This is a genomic window from Bradyrhizobium sp. STM 3561, from assembly GCF_045571455.1.
GTDB lineage: Bacteria > Pseudomonadota > Alphaproteobacteria > Rhizobiales > Xanthobacteraceae > Bradyrhizobium > Bradyrhizobium vignae.
In genome coordinates, this window is record NZ_CP120695.1 from 609,203 (window position 1) to 626,388 (window position 17,186).

At 58.9% G+C, this 17,186-nt stretch carries 11 protein-coding genes; 3 read left to right on the plus strand and 8 right to left on the minus strand.

What is annotated here, in order from left to right:
- Positions 1 to 403: 403 nt before the first annotated feature.
- Together P6U28_RS02595 and P6U28_RS02600 are read right to left on the minus strand one after the other, a co-directional pair.
- Positions 404 to 1,435: an IS110 family transposase gene (locus P6U28_RS02595; RefSeq protein ID WP_407120260.1), complete on the minus strand. Its 1,032-nt coding sequence runs from the start codon at positions 1,433 to 1,435 to the stop codon at positions 404 to 406.
- Positions 1,436 to 1,744: 309 nt separating this feature from the next.
- Complete coding sequence (locus P6U28_RS02600; RefSeq protein ID WP_122405002.1) at positions 1,745 to 2,221, minus strand: DUF4440 domain-containing protein; 477 nt, start codon at positions 2,219 to 2,221, stop codon at positions 1,745 to 1,747.
- Positions 2,222 to 2,999: 778 nt separating this feature from the next.
- Here P6U28_RS02600 and P6U28_RS02605 point away from each other — a divergent pair.
- Positions 3,000 to 4,508: an amidohydrolase family protein gene (locus P6U28_RS02605; RefSeq protein WP_407121683.1), complete on the plus strand. Its 1,509-nt coding sequence runs from the start codon at positions 3,000 to 3,002 to the stop codon at positions 4,506 to 4,508.
- 223 nt (positions 4,509 to 4,731) lie between these two features.
- On the opposite strand, the gene P6U28_RS02610 is transcribed toward P6U28_RS02605, so the two are convergent.
- Positions 4,732 to 5,865 carry a hypothetical protein gene (locus P6U28_RS02610; RefSeq protein WP_407121684.1) on the minus strand — a complete coding sequence of 378 codons (1,134 nt, stop codon included), beginning with the start codon at positions 5,863 to 5,865 and terminating at the stop codon, positions 4,732 to 4,734.
- Between the two features lie 661 nt (positions 5,866 to 6,526).
- Here P6U28_RS02610 and ltrA point away from each other — a divergent pair.
- Positions 6,527 to 7,858, plus strand: coding sequence for a group II intron reverse transcriptase/maturase (gene ltrA / locus P6U28_RS02615; protein WP_407121685.1), 1,332 nt, complete (start codon positions 6,527 to 6,529; stop codon positions 7,856 to 7,858).
- A gap of 601 nt (positions 7,859 to 8,459) precedes the next feature.
- Complete coding sequence (locus P6U28_RS02620) at positions 8,460 to 9,851, plus strand: FAD-dependent oxidoreductase (protein WP_244607748.1); 1,392 nt, start codon at positions 8,460 to 8,462, stop codon at positions 9,849 to 9,851.
- A 475-nt stretch (positions 9,852 to 10,326) separates the two neighbouring features.
- Here the strand turns inward: P6U28_RS02620 and P6U28_RS02625 are convergent, their stop codons facing one another.
- The 5 genes from P6U28_RS02625 to P6U28_RS02645 form a co-directional block, all read right to left on the minus strand.
- Entirely contained in the window at positions 10,327 to 11,019 is a 693-nt protein-coding gene (locus tag P6U28_RS02625; RefSeq protein WP_407121686.1) for a sugar transferase, read from the minus strand.
- A gap of 223 nt (positions 11,020 to 11,242) precedes the next feature.
- The gene (locus tag P6U28_RS02630) at positions 11,243 to 13,462 is read right to left on the minus strand and encodes a polysaccharide biosynthesis tyrosine autokinase (protein ID WP_407121687.1); all 2,220 of its coding nucleotides are present in this window, start codon (positions 13,460 to 13,462) and stop codon (positions 11,243 to 11,245) included.
- A 164-nt stretch (positions 13,463 to 13,626) separates the two neighbouring features.
- Positions 13,627 to 14,772, minus strand: a complete 1,146-nt coding sequence (locus P6U28_RS02635; protein ID WP_209295837.1) for a glycosyltransferase — start codon at positions 14,770 to 14,772, stop codon at positions 13,627 to 13,629.
- A gap of 74 nt (positions 14,773 to 14,846) precedes the next feature.
- The gene (locus P6U28_RS02640) at positions 14,847 to 15,719 is read right to left on the minus strand and encodes a glycoside hydrolase family 16 protein (protein WP_122404995.1); all 873 of its coding nucleotides are present in this window, start codon (positions 15,717 to 15,719) and stop codon (positions 14,847 to 14,849) included.
- Between the two features lie 37 nt (positions 15,720 to 15,756).
- Positions 15,757 to 17,178, minus strand: a complete 1,422-nt coding sequence (locus tag P6U28_RS02645) for a lipopolysaccharide biosynthesis protein (protein WP_129145627.1) — start codon at positions 17,176 to 17,178, stop codon at positions 15,757 to 15,759.
- Positions 17,179 to 17,186: the final 8 nt, after the last annotated feature.

Here is a 17,186-nt window from a genome sequence, read left to right on the forward strand (position 1 = left end):
TACCGGTTCTATCCGTAGTCGTTGAGCGGTCGCGCAGCCCACTCCGATGTCGACAGTGGGTCACGTCGATTGAGCTCGTCCCGAACCGGTCAGGATTCAGCCGACATTCGAGCAAATGTCGCGAACGGTCGAGAAGGGCCATGTGTGGACGGCTCCGGGTTGGCAAGAAGAATCTTCACGTCGCAGCATTGGTCGGAGCAGCCATGTGTTCGGCCTGTTTGCGCGGCTCTCATGACCGCTGGCCATAATGCCCTCCGCGGATCAGGTCCCTATCACAAGCACGCATTCGAAGATGCCTTGGCCCATTGTGGGTTGTCCTGATCGCCGGATCGACCGGCACTGCATTACGTGCTGTTCGTCCTCCCAACCGTTACGCCACGCCGGCTGGCCGGTGTGATCTCATTCACGCCGCGAGAGCGGCAGGTTCCCTATAGCGTTCGTTCCTTGCCATCATCGCCCATGCCATCCTGGCGAGCTTGTTGGCGAGCGCGATGGCAGCGACCTTGGTGGGGCGCCGCGCCAACAATCCAGTGAGCCAGGGCCTGTGACCGCTGCCGTGGATCTTGGCATAGCGGATCACGGCGAGTGCGCCTGCCGTGAACAGGCTGCGCAAATAGCGATCGCCTTGCTTGCTGATACTGCCAAGCTTGTCCTTGCCCCCGCTCGAGTTCTGCTTCGGCACGAGCCCGATCCAGGCCGAGAAGTCCCGTCCCGATCGGAAGGCGTTGGCATCGGCAACGCTCGCGACCAACGCTGTTGCCAGCGCCGGCCCGACGCCGGGGATCGCGTCCAGCCGTTTGCTCGTCGCGTTCAATCGATGCCAGCTGATGATACGTCGGTCGAACTCTAGGATTTGGGCCTTCAATGCCCGCAATTGGCTGCCGAGAGCCGCAAGACACGCGCGGGCTACCTCTGGGAGCCGGTGGTCGGCTGTATCGGCGACGACTTCCAGCAGTTGCTCGACACCCCTGCGCCCGACAGGAGCGACAATCCCGAACTCGGCAAGATAGGCGCGGATTGAATTGATGACGGCAGTCTGCTGGCGGATGAAGAGATGGCGCGCTCGATGAAGCATCAGACAGCTCTGTTGCTCGACCGTCTTGGTCGGCACGAATCGCATGTTGGGTCTCGTGACCGCCTCGCAGATCGCCTCCGCGTCGGTGCTGTCGTTCTTTTGCCGCTTGACGTAGGGCTTCACATAGGCTGGAGGCATCAACCGCACCGTATGTCCCAACGCCTGCAGCTCGCGGGACCAATGGTGCGATGACGCGCAAGCCTCGATCCCCACCACGCAAGGCGGCAGCTTCTGGAAAAATGCCAGGACGTGTCGGCGCCGCAACTGACGGCGTATGACCACCTGGCCGGCTGCATCAACACCATGCACTTGAAAGACCGACTTCGCGATATCCAGACCGATTGTCGAAATTGACTGCATAGGCTCCTCCTCCGAATCGTGGGAGCCTCAAAACGGCGCCCACTCCTTGGCACTCTCGTGCCCGTGGAGGAGCCGTCCACAGCATCACGAGCGTAGCGTCGCAGCCATCCTCGACCCTGGTCCGTTCGCACCTCGCAAGCCGTCTCAAACGGGAACAGCTCTGAAGGCTCGGCGTGGACACCGCCAAGAAGCAAAGCAGAGGCAAGGGACGCATTCAGCTATCGATCGCCCCAGAGACAATCCGGAACGCCGCGCGACAATCTGGTCCCGCAGCAAAGTACATTCATCTCGAAGCGCGATGTGGCCCAACTATTTTGGTGGACTGTCAGCGTTCCAGGTGTCTCGCCAATACAGCCATTTGCCGCCGACCTTTTTCGATACCGACAAGAACTTGCCGGTCTCGACAACCTTGCCTGCCTTATCCTTGACTGTATAGGAGCCCGAAGACCAACCCAGATTGCCGTTTGCGCCACCATCCTGTTTGTCGCTGAAGCTGAACACAAGGCCGGCTTTGGCTGCGTCTGACGCCATGTTCGCCAGGGAGGTGCGAATGGCGTCGCGGCCTATGACAGCCGGCGCATTGGGTGGCATCAGAACTGCGTGTTCGTCGTACAACTTCGCCATCACATCGCCATCGGCGGCGGTGAAGCCTTTCAGCCACGCCTGATCGGCGGCATGGAGTGCCTTCACTTCCGCGTCTGGTCCGGCGGCCCACGTCGGTAAGACGTCGGCGGAGAACATCATAAGGAACGCTATGACATATGCGGCCCGGACTGCTGTGCGCATGGTTGTCCCTCCACGTTGATGTCGATACGTTCAGGGTATCACTTCGGGCGCCCGAGGTAAGGCGGTTCCAGCGGAGTGCTCCCTACCTCCCTACCGGCGCTGAAAAGCTCTAGGCGCTGCTGAGAGAGAGAATTTCCGCAAGCTGACGACGCCACGCGAGGAGTCGCAGGTCGAGTGCCTAATCGGCGATAGATTGGTGATTTGCTCACGTACAAACATCGTCGTCCGGCAAGATCGGCCTTGGGTCATTCGCGTCGATCGGGTTCTCTGACGGCCGAAGGGCTTGTGCCTTGGCCGGCTAAGCAACTGGTTAAGACCTCGCGCCTCGAGGCTGGTATGGGTCAAAGCAGCAGTTAAAGCAGCCGCCGTATGAGGGTCTCCGGCAGACAGCCGAGATGGCAGCCGCTGCAGCGGTGTTTGGATCGGCCGACGCAGTCCAGTTAAGCAACGAGCCGTTCAATTCGGCTGATCGATCAGATGAAGGAATGATGCGGCGTTGGGACAGCGTGGTTGTCGATTCACATCGCTTGCGCGAATAGAAGTTTGAGCATTGAATCAGCGCGGATAACCACAACTGCAAGTGGTTTCTCGGGTATGCCTGCCGCTCTCGCAGGATCAAGCGATGCAGAGATTCGCCTGGGTTTCGGGCGCGTGATGGCTTCATGCGTAGCTGAACCGGAGAGCTACGCCTAGTCGCTCCTGCCAATTGATTGGGAGTAGCCACACGCGCCTCATGCGCGCCTAGCACGGTCGACGGCCAACAAACGGGAGGAGAACAATGAGCAGCTGGCTTAGTGAGCGAGAACAGCGTCTGGTCGCGGGCGCGGAAGCAGCATCGGCGGCAACGCCTATCCCGACCCAGATTGTCTCCAATGGCGAATATCTCCCGCCCCCGCAGAGCGATACGCAAAAGAAAGTCGAGGCACGGATCAACGAGCTCGCTGAGGTCAACGGCAGACACCTCGGCTTAAGCCGCAGGCAGTTCTTGCACACGAGCTGCGGCATGGCGGCAGCGTTCCTCGCCATGAACGACATCTACGGCAATGTTTTCCAGGTCGCGCCCGCTGAAGCCCGCGAGCCCGAGCTGATGCTGGCCCGCGCGGAGAGCCTTGCAGGCCAATTCATCTTCGATGTCCAGACTCATTTCGTGCGGGACGACTTCGACCACAAGGAGCTGTTGGGGCTGGCGGACTTTGCGAGCCAGCACTGGAATCCGAAGATGAAGGAGGAAGGCGTCTCTTCGCTTGCCCGCTACAAATTCCAAAACTATGTGAAAGAGATCTACTACGACAGCGACACCAACATGGCGCTCCTGAGCGGCGCGCCCTTCGACGACCCGAGTTGGTGGCTGCTGTCCAATGAGCAGATCGTCAAGGCGCGAGAACTGATCAACGACTTCGCCGGTTCGCGCCGCCTGCTGGCGCATAGCGTCATCACCCCCAAGCAACCCGGCTGGATGGACGAGGTGGACAAGGCAATCGAGGTCTACAAACCGGATTCCTGGAAGTCCTACACGATTGGCGATCCGCTGGCGCCCTCGAAGTTCCCATGGCGGCTCGACGATGAGCAGGTGATGTATCCGTTCTACGAGAAAGCAGTGAAGGCCGGCATCAACACGCTGTGCATCCACAAGGGGCTGCTGCCGCCCGATTACGAGAAGTCGTTCGCCGGCGTCTGGCAATATGCAACGGCGTGGGACATCGGAAAGGCCGCGAAGGATTGGCCGCAGATGAACTTCGTGATCTATCACTCGGCGCTGCGGCCGTTCCTCGAGCTACCCGATCATGCGTGGGCGGAGTTCGAGCAGACCGGCCGTATCCAGTGGGCCACCGATCTCGCGGAAATCCCGCAGAAGCTCGGCGTCGCCAACGTCTATGCCGAGCTCGGCACGTCCTTTGCCAACTCGGCGGTGGCGCATCCCAAGTTCTGCGCCGCGCTGATCGGCACGCTGATCAAGGGGATGGGTGTTGACCACGTCATGTGGGGCACCGACTCGGTCTGGTACGGCTCACCGCAGTGGCAGATCGAGGCGCTGCGCCGGCTCGAAATCCCCGAGGATATGCAGAAGAAGTACGGCTTTGCGGCGCTTGGCGACGCCAACAGCGCTACCAAGCAGCTGATCTTCGCGGGCAACGCAACCAGGTTCTACAAGATCAAGCTGAAGGCGGCCGAGAACACCAGGATGCCGGCTTTTTCCGAGGACCGCCTCGCGGCGCTCAAGAAAGAGTACACACAAGCTTCGAAGCAACCGTCCAACCTGCGCTACGGCTACGTTCGCGCCGCCTAGGAACGATGCCAACAGCGTGGACGAGCTCGGCCGGCAATGGACGCGCGGCTGCCGCAAATCCGACTTCGGCTCAGGGTCGATCGCGCCGTTTCGCGCTCGACAACAAGCTTTCGGTAGGCTCCCATAAGCGGGCATGTAGCTGTACCGCATCAACGGAAGCGATGGGCCAGATTCGGAAGTCGCAGTTTGGGCGGCGAAATCCCGTTCGCTCCGGAATGGCCTGCTAGGGTATTTGATAAAGATGTACCCCGTAGCCTTCAAATTGGTCTTCGAAAGAACCTTGCGCGAGGGATACGCTACGCCCCTCGCCGATGACCCGAGCACTGGTCTGATGAACGTTATTGACCGTGATCCGCGCTGTGGACGGAGAGTTCTGCATCGCGACGGCAAAGATATACGTGTTGTCTTTGTACACCTTCACCATGGTTGCGATCGGGACCTGCGAGTTTACGGATATAGCCCCGGATACGCTTGGGCTCTTCAACGCTGGCGAGAGAGACAAGATCAATCGGTTCGTTTTCGTGACCTCCTCCACGATATCGGGGTAACGGAAGATGGCGTCCTCCCGGAAGGTTGGTTTAAACTCATGCACGAAATAAAAAATGCCTGTCGCGCCATGAACCAATGCCATCCAGATCTCCGCCCGAACTTCCGCCGCAGTCGGTCGACGAGTTGGATCTAGTGCCGTTGTCTCGAGCGCCATCCATACGCTTTGCCCATCGGTAGCCCTCTTCGCGAGATTGGTGACGCCACGCGCAACATATTCCAGCCTTCCCTTAACTTGGGGCGTAGTGGATCCCACTGGATAGATGTCGTACGACAAGAGATCTGCACCTTGGATCGCAATATCGTAGTATCCCTGATCACCGTTGCAGGGACCACGACCGCGCCAGAATTCGTTGGCTACACCCTGCCCGAAATTGATCATGATCGGTCGCGTTGGATCCCGGGCTTTCATCTCTCGCGTACGCCGAGCGACTTCAATTGCTGGAATGCATGTTCCATACACTCCTGGCCCGATTGGTTGGGCATTGTCCGGTTCGTCTTCTTGCATCCACGCTTTTATAACGTGCCGGTTGACCGATTTCAGCGCAACGTCGTTTTGGCCGGCAATGGCGAACATGTGCTGCCGCGCCAATGCGGCGAGTTGCTCTTCAGTGGGTCCTTCGTACAATCCCACAAAGGTATTGATCCCGATTGCCTTGTAAGAGGCAGCGCGAGTCGGCGATTGCAACCAAACGCCAATCGGGAAGAAGTTGGCATCGGTGGGAAATCCATTTACCTGCAACTCGCCACCCGATACGGGAGCTCCCACGAAGAGCAAGACTGCGACAACTATCCTGAAACCGAACGGCATGGCGCGACCTCAGCTAAGTTGTTGACACCAATGAAGCGATCCCACGTCATCGCGTCGACTACTGGACCATCAAATGGAGCCTAGCATATTCAACCTAAGCCACCCGTACAGATGATGCAGGCAGAACCGCTCTGGACGAGGCGCGGCGGCCTAAGGTCGGCTTCGGGTGTGCGCCGTGAAAAGGCGGCGCTTTCCAGTGGGTGCAAGTCCCACCCGGCAAACGCTCCAGCCGGAAGCAATCGGAGCAGTCATGGAGGTAACGAAGTGGCTGAAGCCTTCGATTAGCGTGTCACGAATTGGTGACAGCGCGAGTGTGCAGGCCGTAACGCGAGTGAACGCCGAGCAAGCCTCGAAAAGGACGATGCGCAGGCCGACCCGACGACCCTTTCGGGGAAGGCTGATACGGCTGGGGGATTGAGCGAAGTAGTACGCCCAGCCGCTGCGCCGGGGTAGTGGCGACAGCATGTACACAAGGAAAGCGTACGCAACACGGGAGGCCCTACGACGTGGTCAGGGATGATCAACCGGACGCCCGCGAGGGACAGGCCGGGCGCCGTGGGGATGCGGAGAGGTTCGTAATACCGCTGAAGCCGGGTAACGCCGGGGGAGGGAAGGGACCTCAGTTCAAGACGAACGCAAGACGTAGTGAGGGACCTGGGGATTGGGCAACCTATCAACTCCGAAGAGTGTTCAGAAACTGCAGACGGCGTTGCACGCGAAAGCGAAGGCAGAAGCCGGCTACCGCTTTTATGCCCTGTACGACAAGATCAGCCGGGAAGACATCTTGGCCCATGCCTATGCCCAATGCCGCTCCAACAAGGGCGCATCGGGGGTGGATGGTCAGGACTTCGCGGACATTGAAGCGTATGGGGTGCAGCGGTGGCTTGGCGAACTGGCGCTTGCGCTCAGGCAGGAGACGTATCGACCGGACCCTATCAGAAGAGTGTACATCCCGAAGGCCAATGGCAAACTCAGGCCATTGGGCATCTCAACCTTGCGCGATCGGGTCTGCATGACGGCAGCGATGCTGGTGCTGGAACCGATCTTCGAAGCCGACCTTCCACCCGAACAGTACGCGTACCGTCCTAGGCGAAATGCTCAACAGGCGGTGGTCGAGGTGGAAGGGCTGCTGTTCCGTGGTCACCCGGAAGTCGTCGACGCCGACCTCGCGGACTACTTCGGGAGCATTCCGCATGCCGAACTTCTCAAGTCGGTGGCGCGCCGGATCGTGGATCGGCGCGTGCTGCATCTGATCAAGATGTGGCTGGAATGCCCTGTGGAAGAAACCGACGATCAAGGAAGGAAGACACGCACGACCGAAGCCCGGGACAACCGGCGCGGCATCCCGCAAGGTTCACCCATCTCGCCACTGCTGGCTAACCTGTACATGCGCCGGTTTGTGCTGGGATGGAAGATGCTCGGTCTCGAGCGAAGCCTCGGCACTCGCATCGTGACCTATGCCGACGATCTCGTGATCCTATGCCGGCGGGGCAAAGCCGAAGAGGCCTTGTCGCGACTGCACGAGATCATGGGCAAGCTGAAGCTGACGGTCAACGAGGACAAGACACGAATCTGCAAGGTGCCGGAAGAGGAGTTCGACTTCCTGGGATACTCGTTCGGACGGATGTACTCAGCGAGAACCGGCCAGGCGCGCCTGGGGTACCGGCCATCGAAGAAAAGCATCAAGCGTATGGTTGAGCAAATCCATGCGCTGACGGACCGAACGGGGACGTGGCAAGACACCACAGAGTTGGTGGCGAAGTTGAACCGCACGCTGCGCGGATGGGCGAACTACTTCAATGTAGGCACCGTCACCAAGGCGTATCGGGCGATCGACAACTACACCGCTGTGCGGTTGCGCCGGTGGTTGCGCATCAAACACAAGGTCAGGCGACGCAAGGGCGGGACCTATCCACTCTCGCACCTTTACGGGCACTTCGGGCTCGTACGTCTCACCGCACTTGGGCGCGACGTGCCGTGGGCGAAGGCGTGAGGCCTTGTCCGAGAGCCGGATGCGGAAGATCTGCCTGTCCGGTTCGACGAGCGGGATGTGGAAACGGAGTCACGGCTACACCACTAAGGCACCGCCAGACGAAAGGGGCGGCAACAGATATGTGCAGCCTAAAGCCACCGCGCCACATCTCGACTCCACCAGACTGAGAAAAGCTCGATGCGAGCAATTCGCGTCCGCTAGACCCAGCGAAGCAGACCTGAAGAGTGCAAGCCGCAAGCTTCGCCTATGGCCGGAACCGACATTCGGATCGGTAGACCGGAGCCGTCTACGGCGCGTCTTCTTGGCTGTGCCCGCAGGGTACAAGCGCGACCACACTCATCGCGCCGTGTGAGTTCGAATAAGTCACACCGTCAGCTTCGCAGCCGCAGGCTCAGCATCGGCTAGCTCGTTCGCCGCCAGCATCACCGGCTCGAGCAATATCTGTCTGATCACCGCAACCCCGTTAAGCGCGGCTCGCTGCGAATGAAAGCGCCACGTCATTAGGCGCAGGTTGCACAAGATTTAGACTGGCTTCCCTCAAGGCCTTCGCTCTTGGAGGCCCAGCAAGCTGCACCTGCGCCGAGCAGGGCACGAGGAGCCTATGTCCTCGATTCTAATTTTGCTGGCCGCACTTTCAGAAATGCGCTTGAATAAATTCGTACAGCGGAGGTTTGACGGTCTTTTGATGACGAACAGCTTTGATGAGGTGCCATACGATGCGGTGGTGCTGGGCGCTGGCATCAGCGGCTTGGTCGCCACATCGATCTTGCTCCGCGACGGCGCCCGCAACGTCATTGTCATCGACGAGTACGCCCAGAGCGGTGGAAATCACATTGATTGCAAGATCGGTGACTACACGTTCGACGTCGGCAGTTACATCTTTCAGGATGATTCCCCGTTACTGTCGCACTTTCCCGAGTTGTTGCCGCTCTACATTGAGATCCACCCGTCTTGGGGGCGTCTCACGCCGCAAGGCGCAGTAAGCCACTATCCGCTATCGATCGCGGATGATCTGGTTTCAGCTGGTCCAATGGAGTGGCTTCGGATGGCGGGCTCGATCGTTTTTGCCCGAACGTTCCGCCGCAAGATCCGGAGCGCTAAGGACTTTGCAACGTTCTGGATCGGAAAGCGGTTACTGGAGCGCACAGGACTCGGCTTCTATTTGAGCCGGTTCTACGGATTTCCGGCCGACCAAGTCGACGTCAAGTTTGCCGAGAAGAGAATGCTTTGGATCAAAGAGCATGCGACGCTACGAAATCACGTTGCTCGCGCGTTGCGTCGCGCCCCTGACGCGCCCACCAATCGACAACTTGTTCGACCGCGGGAGGGCTTCGCATTTCTTTATCAGAAGGCAGTGGAGCGGCTTGAAGGTCGAGGCGCAAGCTTCGTTCTGGGGGCCAAGATAACTGGTGTTGAAAGGCAGAATGGTGGCTTTTCGATTGTGCTGGGAAACGAGCGCGCGATTGCCGGCCGGCGGCTGGTCTCGACCGTTCCCCTCGCGCGCATCCAGGATTTGTGCGGATTGCAAACCCATCGCGAACTTAAAACTGTCACGTTGCTGACGCTGTTCTACAGCTTTTCCGGTAAACGGGGTTTTACGCAATCAATCCTATATAATTTTTCAAGAGAAGGTGCTTGGAAGCGCCTCACAATGCACTCCGATTTTTATGGCAAGTGCCACGGCCGAGAATTCTTCTCGGTTGAAATCAATGCTGAGCACGTGGCGCACGATAGGGACAAGGCAGATTGTGACTTTAGAACCCATACCTGCGACAACAGTTTGTTTCTTGGCGACCTTCGGCTTGAGGGGGCGCATGCGCTTGGCAATGCCTATCCCATCTACACCGATCAGGCCGACGAGCGCGCCGGAAGGGCGGTGGCCGCACTGCGCCAGTTGGGAATCGAATCGATTGGGCGGCAAGGTAGATTTGACTATCAACCTACCGCGCGTGACTCCACGTTGAAAGCAGAAGCCGCGCTTCGTTCGGACTAGATCACGAGAGCCTGGTCAGATGCGAGCGCATTCAGGTTTGGTGAATTGCTTTCGCAACCGAGGCAGCAGCGGTTGGAGCCGCGCAGAGGTGGCAAAATAAGATTCCTAGAGCAGCAGAAGCGGATCGTGGGGTGGGCTCCGAGAGCCGGCCGGGTGGGGTGTCGCGGGCTGATGGGCCATCTTCCTAACCGTGCCGATGAGGCCTCGTAAGCGACCGCAGTTTCTGCAAAAGACAGGTGTGTCATCGAGGGCTCCGTCGTTACACTCGAACGTAACGGCCATCGTCGCGCAGTTCGAGCAAACGGATTCAAAATCCGTAGGGTCGGTCGAGCTCGCGCTCATCATCATCATCCTCATTGATGCAATCGATGGCTTCAGAGTCGATCTATTCGTGGCTCTCTAATTCCTGTGCAATCGAGCGATTATCAATTCCAATCAGAGGACCTTCTGTCTCGCAGAGGGCTTCAGGTCTACGTCAATATGCCGAATCCTCAAACAGAGCCGGGAGGGTCGCCAGCATTATCTTTGTGTCGAGCATGATGGACCAATTGCGCGCGTAGAATGCATCGCATGCGACGCGCCGGCGGTAAGTGGTTGTGCTGCGACCGCTCACTTGCCAGAGGCCCGTGATGCCAGGACGGCAGGCGAGGTAGGCGTCGACCTTGGAAGCGTACCGCGCCAGTTCGTCTTCGGTGACCGGCCGAGGACCGACGATGCTCATGTCACCTCGAATGACATTGAACAATTGGGGCAATTCGTCGAGGCTTGATCGACGCAGCACTGCGCCCAACAGCGTGACGCGAGGGTCTGTTCGTAGCTTGCGAGCGGCCTTCCACTCGGCAGCGGCCGCAGGATCCGACTCCAACAACCGCTGCAGCCGCTCCGCTGCGTCAGGCGCCATGGTGCGGAACTTGAGACATTCGAAGGTCTGACCATTAAAGCCAACCCGCTTGTGACGAAACAGCACCGGTCCTGGCGAGAACACAATCAAGGCCGAGCAACAGAGCAACAGCAAAGGAGAAAACAGCAGAATGCCAAAAGCTGCCAATACAAGGTCAATCGATCTCTTTACGAGTGTACCCACGGGACGCGGTGCCACGTGGGCGGGAGAACGTGTCTTTGCAGAAATAAAAGGCAACTCGCCGCGTGTATCGACCACATTGGCCATTGCGGGAACTCCATAAAACAACACCTAAAAAGCCTTCGAACTCGTCCCCTCTTTTTCTTTCGGTCTCATCGCCCGAATACGAGCACATTAAATTCTGACGCGGTGCAAAATTAATACAAGTTTAAAGTTTCGGCAGGGCCAGCGGATTTTTTCAGCGTAGTATCATTGAGCTCGTGATGGCTTTGCGATTTGAATTCGGCGGCAGCAGCGCCGCTACCTTCCTTCAGTTTTGATAATAGGAGTAGCGCCGATCGGAATAACCCTCAAAGCGACGCATAAACACTTCGTCGGTTTTGTTGAGGACGGCGCCAAGCAATCGTTCCGAAACAAGCGGCGATGACTGGATTGCCTTGAGGACCTCGTTGGTGGACGTGCCCCATTCAACCACCATCACAAACGCGTCAAACAGGCTTGCGACCGCTCTGACGTCAGCGATGGGCAAGATCGGCGGCAAATCGCAAATGATGTAGTCGTAGTCCTCGCGAGCTCGCTCCAGTCCCAGCCTGATCGATGGCGCACAAAGCACATCCGAGCTGTTTGAGGGCGGTGCCCCAGATGGCGAGGGGACGACATCGAAGTTGAAATTGAGGTCGTTGATGATCACGTCCTTGAGGCGCAACCGATCGACCACCATCCGCTGCAGCCCCAACCGGCGCTCGTAGCCAAGCATTTTGGACAAGGCCGGTTTACGTAGATCCGAGTCAATCAGGAGCGTGCGGGCCCCGGTTCTCGCAAGAAATGCGGCAAGCGCCGCCGTGGTGGTTGTCTTCCCTTCACCGGGAAGAGCCGACGTAATGCCGATCACCTTCGGCTTCGCCGGATGCAGGTCGATGGCGACCTTGATGTAACGCAATGCCTCGGCCGTAGCCGAAAAAGGAGCGGCTTGGTTGATCTGGTGGAAGGCACTCGCGTGACCGCCGCGCAATCGCGTCCTCAACTTTGAAACAGCTGGGAACGCAGCCAGGCACGGCGTGCTCAACAGCTTCTCGAGCTGGTCACGTGTGTGGACCCTCCGGTACATGAATTGCTCTCGGGCTATTGCTGCGAGAGTGCCCAGGCCGAGCCCGCACATCGCTGCGAAAGCCAAGGTGATTGCGAGCTTGGGAGAGCTTGGCTTTGCAGGTGCCGAGGCTTCCGTCACCACGCGGGCCTCGGTCGACGGAAACGACTGCTGCTGCACCGACTGGGTGAATCGAGACAGGAAGGCCTCGTAGATGCCGCGGTAGGTGTTTGCGCCCGTTTCCAGCTCACGCAGGTGAACCTGAGCTTGCCGCGTCGCCCCGGATTGCTGGAAGATCTCGATCATTCGCGTATCGATCGCCTCCTCCTGCGACTTCGCAATCTGGAGTTCGCTCTTATAGCTCTCCGCGATACGGGAGATTTCATCCCACATCGACCGTTGCAGCGCGGCCATTTCCGATCGGAGATTCCTGGCGGCCTCATGCTCGGCACCATAGCGCGCGCTCCATTCGGCCTGCTTGTTTTGGTTCTCCAGGTATTTCTGACGGAGCTTGGTAATGACCGGACTGTTAAGCGCATCGGTGACAACCGGATCCGGGATCGTGAAGTTTTCCTTCTCAGGTCGTTGTTCGAGGATGCGTTGTATACGCTCGAGCTTTGCGCGAGCTTGGCTGGTGTCGGCGCGTGCTTTGGCCAGTGCGACGCCGAGCTGATCGAGCTCAACCTCGCTCGCCAGTTTGCCTTCGACGCCAATGATGATGCCGTTTTCGGCCTTGAAGTCCTGCACGGCTTTGTAGGCATTGCTGGCCTGCTGACGGAGTTCGCTGATCCGCTGTTCCAGCCAAGCGCTGGCGCGTCTTGTAGCCTCGTACTTTGCCTGCAGCCGGTATTCGATGTAGGCATCGGCGAAGGCATTGGCGATCCGTGCAGCCTTGTCCGGGTCAAGCGAGGTATAGGCGATCTGCTCGACGTAGCTGCGGCCCAAACGGGTGACGCGCAGATTGTCCTTCAGGACCCCAAGCGCGCGTCGCTCCAGTTCTGCAGACGAAGGCCTTTCTTCGGACGAAGTCGTTAGCCGCAACGATCGGGCCAAGCGGCTTGTGATTGCATCGCTCGAGGCGACGAACTCTGGATCATCCGTGAGATGCAATTTGTTGATGACCGCTTTTCCGACCTTTTCTGACCTGGTGGTCTCGATCTCACTCTCCACAACGGCGTCGTCTACGCCTTGATGTTCCTGGGAATTCTCACTTCGTGGGGAGGTAATTCCCTTGGTATCAATGAACATGTCAGCCTGCGCCGTGAACTTGCGAGGCGCCGTCCCGACGTAGAACGAGCCAAGCGCCAACGAGGCGGCCGTCATGAAGGCGATAAGACGCCATTCGCGACGTAAGAAGTCGCGTAACAGAAGCAGAGATCTTGCCTGATCAGGGGCGGCTTCTGTCGCCGTTGCATAGGGCCGAAATTCGCCGGCGATGTTCATTCCACGCCCTCAACTCAATTCGTTTTAAGAACGCACCCAGTCCAAAAGGAGCAGCTCGCATCTGCTCGCGTAAACAAGAATTGGCATTTAAACAAAAAGGAGTATTGCCCATTAAATTGATGTTACAGAGCACAAATGCCGTGCAGGCTGTGCTCAAGAACCGGTCAATTGAGGGTTGAGCCCATGCTGATCGTTTCCATGCGTTGCTGCCTCGATCTGGCGCGTTGGGCTAAAAGGAGATCGATGTGCGATCGCATTTTGCGGATGAATGGCTCGCGGCCAAACTGCTGGGCATGAGCGACAATAGCCTCGGGCTCAAAGGTCATCCGCTCGAATCTGGCAATGCTATTGCTGATGGCATCAACTGTCTGCTCGTCGAAGAAGAGACCGGTCACGTCGTTTGCGACCGTCTCGGTAGCGCCCCCCCGCCCGAAAGCGAGCACCGGACGTCCGCTCGCCATAGCCTCAACCGGCACCATGCCGAAGTCTTCTTCTCCCGGGAAGATGAGCGCGCGACAGCGCGCGTAATGGTGCTTGAGTGCCTCAAACGGCTGCGGTCCGAGCACGGAGACGGTCGGACCGGCGAGGCGGCGAATCTCGGACAGCATCTCGCCACCGCCGATGACCACCAGCTTCAGTTTCAATTCGTTAAACGCGCGTACCGCAAGGTCGGGTCGCTTGTAGGATACGAGTTCGCCGGCCATCAGATAGTAGTCGCCGAGCTCGGAGGACGGGCACGGCGCGAATGCTGCAGTATCCACTGGAGGATGAATTACGTTGGCTGCGAGACCGTAGTAGCGACGGATGCGGTCGGCGACGGTCGCGGAATTGGCAACGAAGCTATCGACCCGCGCGGCAGAAGCGACATCCCACAGCCTCAGATAGTGCGCGAGCGAGGGCATGGCCAACCGCGCGAGCGAGCCTGCGCCTGCTCGGTAATCGTGAAACATATTCCAGATGTAGCGCATGGGCGTGTGGCAATAGCAGACGTGGAGGGCGTGAGGAGGAGCAATGATGCCTTTTGCCGGTCCGGATTCGCTGCTGAGGATCAGATCATAGTCGCGTAAATCAAGCTGCTCCAGCGCGAGCGGCATGAGCGGGAGATAAGTCTTGTACATGCGTGGAGCGCGCGGTAGCCGATTGATAAAGGTCGAAACAACGCGGTGTTTTCGAATAGTTTCGGAGACCATTTCTGGAACATAGACATGCGTGTAGATGTCTGCCTCGGGATACATCTCGCAAAGAGCTTCGAGGACTTTCTCGCCCCCGCGCATTCCCACAAGCCAATAGTGAATGATCGCGACTTTCATGCAGTCAATCTTTCGCAAATGGATCGAAATGATGTGCTGTGATTGCGCAGTGGGATTGAGCCGACATCTACGCTTCAGCGTGGCAGGACCTCAGGGGCAGGCGGGCAACCTTCGGCCGGACCAGGGCCGCGCCCGTATACGTGGACATAGTCGATCAACAGCGTGGAAGGACTGGGTGTCTGATCGATCGGCCAACCACCGCCGAGGGCAAGGTTCACAAGAGGGTAGAGCGGGCCGTCGAGTTCAGGCGGAGTTGGTTGGCTCCAGACCGGGGTTCTGTCGAAGAAGAACACGACGGCTTGCGGCGAGATATCGACGCCGAAGGTGTGGAAGTCTTGCACGAGCGCATCGTTCGGCACCGTGACCTTCTGCGCCTCGCCCCGGGTCTTCTGCGGTTGCTTGTACCAGATGTGCGTGGCGGCCTGATAAGCGGATGTAAATTGCCCATAATACTCGATGACATCGAGTTCGACGTTTCCTTCCGTCACCGTGGCGGGCTTCAGAGCAGCAAGCCAGAATGCGGGCCACGTTCCCGGACCGGGCGGCATCTTCATGCGCGCCTCGAAATAGCCGTACCGGGTTCCGGTCCCGGCGCCGGAAGCATCGGCTGCCGCCAGAAGACCCGACGTCCACTTGCCGTTCCGATCCTTTGAAGCGGTGATAGTGAGAACTCCGTCTTCCACCTTGAATGGCCCCCTTGGTCCCGGATTGGCAAACGCCGCGTCGCCGAAATCCCCCGACCATGGGGTGTGTGCGGTCCAGCGGGCCGCGCCCAGGCGGGTCGCTGAGACACTGAGCTCGTTGAAGTCTTCAAGCAGGACCGGATGAAGTTCACAGGATGCAGGCTGCTCGGCCGCGAACGCAGAACCGAATGAAATCCCGACAGTTAGCGCGACCGTCGTGGCCGCCCAGGTCAGGTGTTTTGTTGCATGCCCCTTCTCGGTCATTCCGCTCTCCTTGATCCTGCATCGTGCACTTCGACCGTCACACTGCCCCTGCGCGGCTGCTGACCCGAACACCAAAGCCATATAGCGCGCCGACATAGACACTGGCGCCGAACAGAGAGATCACTCCCAGTTCAAAAAAGGCAGCCAGATGGATTTCGGGCAGCTTGTATCGCAGGCCCATCACCAGCAGGGTCATCACCGCACATGCGGCGGCGATCGGCCACAGATTGGCCGCCTCAGACGCGACGCTTGTTCCGACCAGTTGCCGGGCGCCTATCAAGGAGAGGACGAACATGATGAACGAAACCGCGGCTCGTGCCGCGACCACGCCTGCAAGCGAATAGAAGTAGAAGCCAAAACACATCAGAACGATCTTGGCGCACAGCTCGACCAGGGTGAGGCGAAACACCAGATGGGTTCGATTGGTGGCCAGCGCCAACGAATGCAGGGGCTGATAGAACGCGCTGAGGACGGTCGACAATGCGAGCCACCGCAAGTAGAGTCCAGCCTCGCCCCACTGCGGCCCCAGCAGGACCTCGGCGATCAAGTCCGCGGTCAACGACATTCCGATGCAAGCCGGCGCGGCAAGTGACATCGTGAGCCGGGACGCCTTCGAATAGGCATGACGGAGCCGGTCCTGGTTCTGGTTGATCTGCGACAGTGCGGCCATGAGAGGCTGCATCGCCGGGCCGATCAGGCTCTGGGTTGGCATCACCGATAGATCGCTGGCGATGGTGTATTGACCCAATGTGGCCTTGCTCGAGGAATAGCCGAGTAGGATTCGATCAAACTGCCAGCTCAGGGCGATGATGATCTGAGCGCCGCTCAGCCAACCGAGAAAAGCCGAGAACTCCCGAAACTTCGACAGCGAGAGGTTTGGTCTGTAAGGGGCCAACAGATACGACATCGATGTGGCGGCCAAGGACGCTGCGATGCCGCTGGCGACAATGGCCCAGTACCCAGCGCCAAGTCTGACTGCTGTCGCTGCAATGATCGCCGCGGCAAGTTTGCCAAAGATCTCCGCAACAAAGACTGGCCTGAAAGCCAGGCTGCGGGTGTGTTCGACCATTCCAGGGCTATACAGGCTGCGAGCCAAGGGTCCGATGGCGCTTACGATGATCAAGCTGGCCAGGCGGGAATCCTGGTAAATCTGAGCAAAGGGCCACGCCACCAGCAAAAGCACCAATGTCAAGGCGATGCCTCTCAGCGCGCTCAAGGTGAAGGCAGTGTCCAAGTGCGACTTCGTTACGCTTGGCAAGCGCGTCAGAGCCTGCAGCGTTGGGACCTCGAGCACCATGTCCGCGATGATCGTTACGGTAGCGGCGAGGGCGGTGAGGCCGAAATCAGCGGGCGTCAGGATGCGTGCGAGGACCAAAAGCGTGACGAAATCGATAGCCCGGGCTGTTAGCCTGGACGACACAGTCCAAGCGGCGCCCAAGAGGGTTTTGCGGGCAAGCACGGCTCAAT

Coding starts and splice junctions, on each gene's coding strand:
- P6U28_RS02595 (WP_407120260.1), bottom strand. CDS start 1,435: ATGCAGTCAATTTCGACAATCGGTCTGGATATCGCGAAGTCGGTCTTT.
- P6U28_RS02600 (WP_122405002.1), bottom strand. CDS start 2,221: ATGCGCACAGCAGTCCGGGCCGCATATGTCATAGCGTTCCTTATGATG.
- P6U28_RS02605 (WP_407121683.1), top strand. CDS start 3,000: ATGAGCAGCTGGCTTAGTGAGCGAGAACAGCGTCTGGTCGCGGGCGCG.
- P6U28_RS02610 (WP_407121684.1), bottom strand. CDS start 5,865: ATGCCGTTCGGTTTCAGGATAGTTGTCGCAGTCTTGCTCTTCGTGGGA.
- P6U28_RS02620 (WP_244607748.1), top strand. CDS start 8,460: ATGTCCTCGATTCTAATTTTGCTGGCCGCACTTTCAGAAATGCGCTTG.
- P6U28_RS02625 (WP_407121686.1), bottom strand. CDS start 11,019: ATGGCCAATGTGGTCGATACACGCGGCGAGTTGCCTTTTATTTCTGCA.
- P6U28_RS02630 (WP_407121687.1), bottom strand. CDS start 13,462: ATGAACATCGCCGGCGAATTTCGGCCCTATGCAACGGCGACAGAAGCC.
- P6U28_RS02635 (WP_209295837.1), bottom strand. CDS start 14,772: ATGAAAGTCGCGATCATTCACTATTGGCTTGTGGGAATGCGCGGGGGC.
- P6U28_RS02640 (WP_122404995.1), bottom strand. CDS start 15,719: ATGACCGAGAAGGGGCATGCAACAAAACACCTGACCTGGGCGGCCACG.